We start from the raw sequence: 9,126 nt of genomic DNA on the forward strand, positions 1-9,126 counted from the left end.
CGGCGCCCTGGTTGCCACCCTTTACCAGCTCCAGCTCCAGGCGCGCGGCGAGGTCGAAGCCGGGCTCGCGGGATTCGCCAACCGGCAAACCCGGCAGGCTTTCAACAAACGGTTCGCCGTTAAAACAGGCGGGGAATCGGCGTGAGTCGGCGCGGCAAAAATCCGCCCGTCCACCTCGTTCCGTTTGGGCCGCGGTCGTAAAAAAAAACAGAGGGACAACCATGAAAATCATTTCGTGCTATAGCAACAAGGGCGGCGTCGGCAAGACTGCGGCGGCGGTCAATCTGGCCTATGCCGCCGCATGCCGCGGCAAGCGCACGCTGCTGTGCGATCTCGATCCGCAGGGCGCTTCCGGATTCTACTTCCGCGTCAAGCCCTCGAAAAAGCTGGGCGACGCCCGCTTCTTCAAGGACGTGAGGCATTTCACCCATGCCATCCGGGCCAGCGACTTCGAGGACCTCGACCTGCTGCCCGCCAACCGCGACTTCCGCGATTTCGACATTTTCCTTTCGCGCATGAAGCACAGCCGATCCCGCTTGAAGAAGGCGCTCAAGTCGGTCAACCGCGACTACGATTTGATCGTGCTCGATTGCCCGCCCAATATATCGCGCCTCTCCGAAAACGTGTTCCGGGCGTCGGACAAGATCGTGGTCCCCGTCATCCCCACCACGCTTTCGGAGCGGACGCTCGAACAGCTCCACGATTTCTTCAAGGAAAACAACCTACCCCGCAAAAAAATCATCCCCGTCTTTTCCATGGTCCAGAAAAGCAAGCGGTTGCATATCGACTCCATGGAGCGGCTGCGCGCCGAACATAAACGATTCTTGAAAAACACGATTCCCTTTTCTTCCGATATCGAGAAGATGGGGATCCATCGCGCGCCGGCGCTGTCGTATGCGGGACGCAAGTCCGCCGCGCGCGCCTACGAGGAGGTTTGGGCCGAGTTGGAGCAACGGATTTAGGATTTTAAAGATGCAAAAGCAATATGGCGCAATTCCGTTCATCCGGGGCGATGAAGGATTGAAGGTGGTGCTTGTTACCAGCGCCGCCGGCTATTGGATTTTCCCGAAAGGGCAGTACGAAAAGGAGCACGGCAAGCAGGGGACCGCCGAGCTTGAAGCGCTCGAAGAGGCCGGGGTGGAAGGCAAGCTCCTCAAGAAGCGGGCCTACCGCACCAAGGTCGTCATCAAAAGCGGCGAGCGGGTGCGCCTCACGCTCTATGCGCTCGACGTCCGCTCCATCCGCAAAAAATGGAAGGAAGATTACCGCCGCAAGCGCGTGGTGGTCTCCGTTTCCAAGGCCTTCAAACTCATCGATTCCAGTGCGCTGCGAGAATGCCTGCGCGATTTCAGTTCCGAATTCGAACGATAGATCGGGCGCGGTCCTGATTCGGGGCAAAAACGGCTTGCGTTGAATCCTTCCCAATCGATACATTCCGCCTTCTTCCACACGGAGAGATGGTCGAGTGGTTTAAGGCGCCGGTCTTGAAAACCGGAGAGGCGCAAGCCTCCGGGGGTTCGAATCCCTCTCTCTCCGCCACTTTAAAGGCCGCTGGTTTTCAGCGGCCTTTTTTCATGAAAGAGAGGGATGAGAACCGACGGTTCGACGCGCAGCGCGGCTTGCGCTTGCGCAAGCAATGACCACCGGGAATGGCAATCCCTCTCTCTCCGCCACTTTTGCAAGTAATTTCCGGGGCGCTGATTGAATAATTAGCGCCCTTGTTTTTTGCCTACTCGCCATAAATGTTCCAATGTTCCGGGAGGTTTGAGTGCGATATGGGGTGGGCTTTCCGCTTTCGTATTGTGCTTGAACGTGTTTGCCGCGCCGGGCATTCATCGCCGTTGGCGCTCAACTAGTAAGGGCAGTGCCCGCAAGTTGCTTTGCTTTATCCTGATAGGCTCCGTTTCCCGTGGGGCAGTCCGGAGCCCATGGTTGCGTTCCCGGCCGGTCGGGGTGCGGGCGTTGTGCGTCATTGTCTTTTTCGCGTGAAATCCGTAGAGGGCTCCTGTAGATTCCGCCCTTCGTTTTTATAGGAGCCGCGTTTGCGGCGGTTATCGGGGGCGGGTTTTCGGTGGTTCGTCGGGAGCATGCTTTTCGGATAACGGATAACCCACAACGATGAACTGGAATTATTATGGCAAAGCAGAAAAAGACGGCGATCACGCCGACCCGCGACGAAAACTACCCGGAATGGTACCAGCAGGTGGTGCGCGCGGCGGAGTTGGCGGAAAACAGCGACGTGCGCGGCTGCATGGTGATCAAGCCGTGGGGCTACGCCCTTTGGGAAAACATCCAGCGCGGACTCGATAAAATGTTCAAGGAGACGGGGCATGTGAATGCCTATTTCCCGCTCTTTATCCCGAAAAGCTATCTCGAAAAGGAAGCGGAGCACGTGGAGGGTTTTGCCAAGGAGTGCGCCGTGGTGACCCATCACCGCCTCGAGCTGGGCGAAGACGGCAAGCTGCATCCGGCGGGCGAGCTCGAAGAGCCGCTGATCGTGCGCCCGACTTCGGAGACGATCATCGGGGCCACCTTTGCCAAGTGGGTGCAGAGCTACCGCGACCTGCCGCTGCTGATCAATCAATGGGCGAACGTGGTGCGTTGGGAAATGCGTACGCGCTTGTTCCTTCGCACGGCCGAGTTTCTCTGGCAGGAAGGCCACACCGCCCATGAAACGGAAGCCGAGGCCTGGGAAGAAACCCGCAAAATGCTGGAGGTCTACAAGACCTTTGCCGAGGACTACATGGCGATGCCCGTGCTGACGGGTGAAAAGACGGCGGGGGAACGCTTCCCGGGGGCGGTGAGCACGCTGTGCATCGAGGCCATGATGCAGGACCGCAAGGCGCTGCAGGCCGGCACCTCCCATTTCCTCGGCCAGAATTTCGCGAAGGCCTCGGGAATCCAGTATGCCGCCCGCGAGGGCGACAAGGAGTTTGCGTGGACCACCTCGTGGGGCGTTTCGACCCGTTTGATCGGCGGCATGATCATGACGCACGGCGACGACGACGGCATGGTGATGCCGCCGCGCCTGGCGCCGAGCCACGTCGTGCTTCTTCCGATCATCCGCCAGGAAGAGGACCGCGAAGCCATCTTGGCCTACTGCAACGAGATTGCGGCCAAGCTCAGGACGCAGCGGTTCCACGAGCGCGAGGTCGAAGTGGTGATCGATGCCCGCGATATCAACGCGGGCGAAAAGGGCTGGGGCTGGGTCAAGAAGGGGATTCCGGTGCGCGCCGAGGTTGGGCCGCGCGACATGGCGAACCATTCCGTCTTCATGGCGCGCCGCGATACGGGCGAGAAGAAGGGCATCGACAAGGACGAGTTCGTGGCCACCATTGCCCAGACGCTCGAGGATATCCAGCAGGGCATGTTGCAGAAGGCGCGCGATTACCGGGCCGCCTATACCCGGGAATTCGACTCCTACGACGAGTTCGTGGCGTTTTTCACGCCGGAAAACAAGGAGCGTCCGGAGGCCCACGGCGGATTTGCCATGAGCCATTGGTGCGACGGCTCGGCGTGCGAAGACAAGATCAGCGACGACCTTTCGGTTACGATCCGAACCGTTCCCTTCGATCGCGCCGAGAGCGGCGCGGGCCAATGCGTCTGCTGCGGCAAGCCGAGTTCCGGCCGCGTTGTTTTTGCCAAGAGCTATTAATGCGGCGTAGTTCGTATTGCGTATTGCCGGCAAGGCGCGCGTTCCCTAAGTTATCCGGATTATGCGTATGTTGAATCGATTACTAATGTTGGCGGTTGCAGGGCTGGTTTTGGCCGGAACCGGGTGCCGCACCCGGAGTGCGTCGGATGTCTATGTGGTCGAAGACCGCGGCAGCGCGACGTTGCGCACCGTCTTCGACAAAAAAATGACGGCGCCTTCGGAGCAGTGGGAATACGCCTGCCGGATGCGCGACAAGGGGTCCCTCAAGAAGGCCGACCGCCTGATGCTCTACCTCTACCGCCGCTGGCCGAACAGCAAGGAGGCCCCCTGGGCCGCGCGCGCCCGGGCCGATATGCTCTTCGAGCGAGGGGAGTGGAAGGACGCCTTTTCGGCCTATCAATACTTGATCGACAACTATTCGAGCCAAATGCGCCACTACGATTCGGCGCTGGAGCGCCAGTTCGAGATCGCCGAAAAAATCCGGAACCACCGCCGCATGCGCTGGGTCTTCGGCGGATACCGGGCGCCGGAATACGCAATCGACTATTTCGAGCAGGTGATCCGCAACGGCCCGCAGTGGGAACGCGCCCCCGAGGCCCAGTTCATGATCGGCAAGTGCAACCAGGATGCCAAGGACTACGAGCTGGCCATCAGCGCCTACGGGGTGCTCGGCTACCGCTATCCCGACAGCGACTATGCCGAGGAGGCCGCCTGGCAGCAGATCGATTGCCTGGTCGAATTCCGCAAGGAATACCCCGCCAATTCCGAGGTGCTCGACCGCACGTTGACCGCCACCACCGTCTATCTCACCACCTTCCCGAATTCCGAGCGCCGCAGCGAAATCATCCAGATGCGCAACGAGCTCTACGAGGTGAAGGCCCAGCGGGCCTACGACAAAGGCGCGTTCTATGCCAAGGTGCCGAAGAAGCCGGAGGCGGCCATCATCTGCTACCAGCAGATGATCGAGGAATATCCCAAGAGCAAGCTGGTGCCGGAGGCCGAGCAGCGCATTGCCGAGCTGCGGGCCCTGATGGCCTTGCCGATCGAAGCCCGTCGGCCGGATGCCCCGCGTTCGAGGCCGCTGCCGTTTACGAAGGAAGCGCAGAATGTCGATGGTTAGGCCCAGGTCTATGCTGTTTGCGCTGGCGTGCATGCCGCTGCTGTGCGCCGCCGTCCCCAAGGTCGATCTCCCGAAGGATATTCCCGACGAGCCGATCGACATCACCGCCGCCCGGCTTGAATTCACCAACTCCATCCTCATTGCCAGCGGCGGGGTCACCGGCCGCTTCGAAAACGCGACCGTCACCGCCGACCGCGTTTCGGGCAATACCGAAACGGGCGACCTGCGCATAGAGGGCAACATCCATTTCGAGCGCGAAAACGTGATTTGGGACGGATCGCAGCTGGACTACAACTATTTGACCGAGACCGGGGATTTCGGGCCGTCGACGCTCGACTTCGATCCCGTGTTGATGAGCGTCGACCGCGTCGAGCGCGTCTCCACCAACGTCTACCACTTGAGCGGCGCCACCTTCACGACCTGCGATAAGGACCATGCCCACTACCGGCTCAAGGCCAAGGAGGCCTATCTGGTGGACGAGGAATACCTTACGGCGAAGGGGGTCACGGTATACGTGGGTTCGGTGCCCGTTTTCTATTGGCCCTACTGGCGGCACAAGCTGCAAAAAAGCATTTTCAGCTACGAGTTCGGTTATGGCAGCGAGTGGGGGCCCTATGCGCTGATCAACGCCACCGTCCCGCTCACCAAGCAGATTGATTCCAGCACCGACCTCAATCTCTACGGCAAGCGCGGCGTCGGGATGGGGCAGGCCTTTTCGTGGGAGTATCCGCAGGCCGTCGGCACGTTCGCCGCGTTCTACCTGAAGGACGAGGACCCCTACGCCAAGTTCAGCGAATCGTCGGAGGTCGGTAGCGAGATCGGGGACGACCGCTACCGCTTGAAGTTCGAGCACCTGCAACGCTTTACCGACACGTTCTATCTGAACACCAAGTTCAACTATTTGAGCGATCCGGCCATCATCGAGGAGTTCTTCAAGAGCGAATACCGCAGCTATGCCCAGCCCGAAAACTATGCGTCGCTCGCCTACGGCAACAGCTATCTCGGTACCGAGGCGCTCGCCAACCAGCGGCTGAACGACTTCTACGACAACACCGACCGCTGGGAATATTCGCTGGATGTCTACCGCACGAAGATTCCCCGTACGCCCTTCTATTTCCAGAGCGAAAACAGCGTTGCCGCGCTCGATCGCGTTGTTTCCTCGATCGATACCACCGGGGCGGCCGCCTACGACTCCGTGCGGCTCGATTCCGCCAACACCGTCTACATGCCGCAGCGCTATGGCTTCCTGAGCCTCGTGCCGCGCGCGGGATATCGCGCCACCTACTATTCCGACACCGAAACGGGCGGCGACGAGATGCGCCAGCTCCCCAGCGTGGGCGTCCAGGCCGCGTTCCAGGCCACCAAGATCCTCTCCGAACGCGAACGGTGGTACGGCAAGGGGCTCCGCCACAAGATCGAGCCCTATGTCGATTACGTCTACCAAAACAGCTCCGTCGCCACCAACGACCTCTATCAATTCGACGATATCGACTATTTGCAGGATGAAAACAAGGTGAAGCTCGGTTTGCGCAACGTCCTCCAGACCAAGCGCAACAAGAAGCTGGTTCGCTTCATCGACCTCGACCTCTACACCTACTATCTCATCGAAGACCACGGTTCCGGGAACGATTTCGACGCGCTCTATGTGGATGTCCGCGCGCCGCTCACCAAGCGGTGGCTGGTCGATGCGATGGGGACCTGGGACTGGAACGACGGCAGTGTGCCGTTTTTCGATACCCGTCTTTCCTACAGCCGCGACGACGAGTTCGCGATCCATTTGGAACATCTTTACCAGTCCGGCGAGCGCTCGCTCTGGACGCCGCGCCTCGAGCTCTATCCGGAAGGCAAATATTCGCTCGAAACCTATGCCCGCTACGACGACCGCCAAGGCGATCTCGAAGAGGCCGCCGTGATTGGCTACATGAATTGGTGCTGCATGCGCTATGGCCTGGGCTACCACATCTACGATGACGACGAGATGCGGATCATGTTCTCCATCGGTCTCAGCGCCTTCCCCAAGGCCCGCGTCTCCAGTAGCTTCTAGCCCCGCGCCGGATCCTGCGGTTCCTGCGCTTTTTTGGGTTTGGGCTTTGAAATTGCCGGCGCGTATCCCTACACTCCGCAGGTTATTAATCGAATTTTGACGAGGAGTATTTGCCATGGAAAAAGTTGTTATTATCGGAGCCGGCGCCGCCGGACTCACCGCCGCGATCTACACGGCGCGCGCCAACCTTGAACCGCTCGTGATCGAGGGCATGCAACCCGGCGGGCAGCTGACCACCACCACCGAAGTCGAAAATTTCCCGGGCTTCCCCGACGGCATCGACGGCACCGAGCTGATGGATAAACTCAAGGCCCAGGCCGAGCGCTTCGGCGCAAAATTCCTGCAGTACGACGCCGTTGCCAAAGCCGACTTTTCCGCGCGCCCGTTCAAGCTTGAAATGATGGCGGGCGATCCCATCGAAGCCAAGACCGTCATCGTTGCCACGGGCGCCACCGCGAAATATCTCGGCCTCGAGTCCGAGCAAAAGTTCATGGGGCGGGGCGTATCCGCCTGCGCCACCTGCGACGGCGCGTTCTACAAAGACGTCCCGGTCGTTATCGTCGGCGGCGGCGACACCGCCTGCGAAGAGGCCATGTTCCTGACGCGCTTCGCCTCCAAGGTCACGCTGGTGCATCGCCGCGACCAGCTGCGCGCCTCCAAGATCATGGCCGACCGCACCATCAACCACCCGAAAATCGAAATGGCTTGGAATTCGGTCATCGACGAGATCCTGGGCGACGATTCCGGCGTCACGGGCGTTCGCATCAAGGATGTCAACACGGGCGAAACGAAGGAAATCCCCGCGTCCGGCTACTTTTCGGCCATCGGCCACAAACCGAACACCGAAGCATTCGCCGGCCAGCTCGATATGGACGAGGTCGGCTATCTGATCGCAAACGGCGTGAAGACCAAAATCGATGGCGTCTATACGGCGGGCGATGTCTCCGACTCGGTCTACCGCCAGGCGGTTACCGCCGCCGGAACCGGCTGCGCCGCCGCGCTCGAAGCCGAACGCTTCCTCGAAGCGCAAGGGGACTAAAACAAATGAAGATTTTGGATTGCCGATTGCCGATTTGAGGGTCTGCGACGGCCTTGTTCTAAGAGGCCAACACCGACCGCGTTCCACAAACCGGCAAGCTGAAATCGGCAATCGGCAATGGGTTAACTAACAAGGAGAAAGAAGACATGGGAAATATCAATTGGGGCATCACCGAAGATCAGCAGGAAATCGTCAACCTGATCGACGATTTCGGTAAGGAACGCATCGTTCCCGTGCGTGCGGAACTCGACGAAAAGGGCATTTTCCCGGGCGACCTGCTGAAAGAACTCGCCCAGATGGACCTGATGGGACTGTACATTCCGGAAGAGTACGGCGGCTTCGGCGCGGACCACTTCGGTTTTTGCCTCGCCGTTGAAACCATGTCCAAATACTGCATCGGCGTCTCCGTTTCCTACGCCGCCAACGCCCTCGGCGCCGACCCGATCATCATCGGCGGTTCCGACGAACAGAAAAAGAAATACCTCTCTCCGCTGGCCACCGGCGAAAAATGGGCCGCCTTCGGCCTGACCGAGCCGAACGCCGGGTCCGATGCCGGCGGCATCCAGACCACCGCCGTCAAGAAGGGCGACAAGTATGTCCTCAACGGCACCAAGCAGTGGATCACCAATGGCGGCGAAGCCGACATCTACACCGTTTTTGCCATCACCAACAAAGCCAAGGGCGCCCGCGGCGTTTCCTGTTTTATCGTTGAAAAGGACACCCCCGGATTCTCCTTCGGCAAGAAGGAAGACAAGCTCGGCATCCGCGCTTCCGCCACCCGCGAACTGATCTTCGAGGATTGCGAAGTCCCGGCCGAAAACCTGATCGGCCGCGAAGGCATGGGCTTCCTGCTCGCCATGAAAACATTCGACGTATCCCGCCCCGGCATCGCCGCGCAGGGCGTTGGCCTGGCGCAGGGCGCCCTCGACGAAGCGGTCAAATATGCCAAGGTGCGCAAGCAGTTCGGCAAGCCGATCATCGCCAACCAGGGCCTCGCCTGGATGCTGGCCGACATGGCCACCAAGGTCGAAACCGCGCGGGCCAGCACCTACGCCGCGTGCCACACGCTCGACGCCGGCGTGAAGGATGTCTCCAAGATTTCCGCCATGTGCAAATACTATGCGGGCGACGTTGCCATGTCCGTTACCACCGACGCCGTGCAGGTCCTCGGCGGCTACGGCTTCATGAAGGAGTATCCGGTCGAAAAGATGATGCGCGACGCCAAGATCCTCCAGATCTACGAAGGCACCAACCAGATCCAGCGCGAC

General features: G+C 60.0%; 7 protein-coding genes and 1 tRNA gene. All 8 read left to right on the forward strand.

The window, feature by feature from the left end:
* Positions 1-221 precede the first annotated feature (221 nt).
* Positions 222-962 carry a ParA family protein gene (locus ABYO54_RS09975; protein WP_372808105.1) on the forward strand — a complete coding sequence of 247 codons (741 nt, stop codon included), beginning with the start codon at positions 222-224 and terminating at the stop codon, positions 960-962.
* A gap of 10 nt (positions 963-972) precedes the next feature.
* Positions 973-1,371, forward strand: coding sequence for an NUDIX hydrolase (locus ABYO54_RS09980; protein WP_372808106.1), 399 nt, complete (start codon positions 973-975; stop codon positions 1,369-1,371).
* A gap of 80 nt (positions 1,372-1,451) precedes the next feature.
* Positions 1,452-1,539, forward strand: a tRNA-Ser gene (locus ABYO54_RS09985).
* A 595-nt stretch (positions 1,540-2,134) separates the two neighbouring features.
* Positions 2,135-3,655: a proline--tRNA ligase gene (gene proS, locus ABYO54_RS09990; RefSeq protein ID WP_372808107.1), complete on the forward strand. Its 1,521-nt coding sequence runs from the start codon at positions 2,135-2,137 to the stop codon at positions 3,653-3,655.
* Positions 3,656-3,722: 67 nt separating this feature from the next.
* On the forward strand, positions 3,723-4,775 hold the full coding sequence (locus tag ABYO54_RS09995; protein ID WP_372808108.1) for a tetratricopeptide repeat protein: 1,053 nt from the start codon (positions 3,723-3,725) through the stop codon (positions 4,773-4,775).
* Positions 4,762-6,819, forward strand: a complete 2,058-nt coding sequence (locus tag ABYO54_RS10000) for an LPS-assembly protein LptD (protein ID WP_372808109.1) — start codon at positions 4,762-4,764, stop codon at positions 6,817-6,819. The genes ABYO54_RS09995 and ABYO54_RS10000 overlap by 14 nt, the downstream gene beginning before the upstream one ends.
* Positions 6,820-6,934: 115 nt before the next feature.
* Positions 6,935-7,858, forward strand: a complete 924-nt coding sequence (gene trxB, locus ABYO54_RS10005; RefSeq protein WP_372808110.1) for a thioredoxin-disulfide reductase — start codon at positions 6,935-6,937, stop codon at positions 7,856-7,858.
* A 155-nt stretch (positions 7,859-8,013) separates the two neighbouring features.
* Positions 8,014-9,126, forward strand: a 1,113-nt coding sequence (locus ABYO54_RS10010; RefSeq protein WP_372808111.1) for an acyl-CoA dehydrogenase family protein, incomplete at its 3' end; no start/stop codon positions are given.

The sequence above is a fragment of the Pontiella sp. genome, from assembly GCF_041622395.1.
GTDB lineage: Bacteria > Verrucomicrobiota > Kiritimatiellia > Kiritimatiellales > Pontiellaceae > Pontiella.

What these genes read in the sequence shown, in the direction of transcription:
- ABYO54_RS09980 (WP_372808106.1), top strand. Translation starts at nt 973, where the DNA reads ATGCAAAAGCAATATGGCGCAATTCCGTTCATCCGGGGCGATGAAGGA.
- ABYO54_RS09995 (WP_372808108.1), top strand. Translation starts at nt 3,723, where the DNA reads ATGTTGAATCGATTACTAATGTTGGCGGTTGCAGGGCTGGTTTTGGCC.
- ABYO54_RS10000 (WP_372808109.1), top strand. Translation starts at nt 4,762, where the DNA reads ATGTCGATGGTTAGGCCCAGGTCTATGCTGTTTGCGCTGGCGTGCATG.
- ABYO54_RS09975 (WP_372808105.1), top strand. Translation starts at nt 222, where the DNA reads ATGAAAATCATTTCGTGCTATAGCAACAAGGGCGGCGTCGGCAAGACT.
- proS (WP_372808107.1), top strand. Translation starts at nt 2,135, where the DNA reads ATGGCAAAGCAGAAAAAGACGGCGATCACGCCGACCCGCGACGAAAAC.
- trxB (WP_372808110.1), top strand. Translation starts at nt 6,935, where the DNA reads ATGGAAAAAGTTGTTATTATCGGAGCCGGCGCCGCCGGACTCACCGCC.